The 892-nt window shown below is 58.1% G+C and carries 1 protein-coding gene; it reads left to right on the plus strand.

What is annotated here, in order from left to right:
* A partial coding sequence (locus KZ793_RS21335) for a two-partner secretion domain-containing protein (protein WP_450091403.1) occupies positions 1-892 on the plus strand: 892 nt, incomplete at both ends.

Consider the following 892-nt stretch of genomic DNA (forward strand, 5'->3'; position numbering starts at 1 on the left):
GGATCACCTGTAACGGTTGCGGGTTTATTAACGCGCACCGCACCACGCTCACCACCGGACAAGCGCTGATGGAGCGAGGCCGATTGAAAGGGTTTGATGTCAATCAGGGAGAAGTGCGGATTGACGGGCACGGCATGGACAGCACCCGGCAAAGTTACACCGATATTATCGCCCGTTCGGTGGCGATTAACGCCAAATTACATGCGCAAGACCTGAAAGTGACCACCGGGCGCAATCGGGTGGATGCGGCACATCAGAAGATTGAGAAAAAATCCGCTGAGGCCACTGACCAGCCGGAGTTTGCGTTGGATGTGGCGGCACTGGGCGGCATGTATGCCCATAAAATTAGGCTAATAGGCACCGAAACGGGGGTGGGGGTGCATAATGCCGGTAATATCGGCGCCTCAGCCGGGGAAGTGCATATCACCGCCGAGGGCTGGATTGAAAACCGCGGCGCCATCAGCAGCCGGGATACGTTGCAATTAACGTCGTCTGCCGGTGTGACTAACGCGGGCAAATTGCTGTCACAATCGGCGGTCAATTTACAGGCGGGCGGCGTACTGCATAATCAGGGCCGGGTGGAAGCGCGCGGCGATACCACCGTCACCGCGAGCACGATACACAGCAGCCATGACAGCGTGTGGGCCGCCGGACCGGATGATAAGGGCAATACCACCCGGCCCGGCTCATTGACCCTGACCGCGCAACACGTTCAAGCCAATGGGAAAAATCTGGCAACCGATACGCTGGCGATCCACAGTCAACAGATTGATCTGAGCGACAGCCAGACCGCCGCCAGTCAGATTCAATTGAATGCCAGTCAACACGGGATAAGTACCGCTCGCGCCACGGTCAACGCCGACCGTTTTAGCGCGAAAACCCCCGGCCAGTT

Source organism: Photorhabdus antumapuensis, from assembly GCF_020387775.1.
GTDB classification, from domain to species: Bacteria; Pseudomonadota; Gammaproteobacteria; order Enterobacterales; family Enterobacteriaceae; genus Photorhabdus; species Photorhabdus antumapuensis.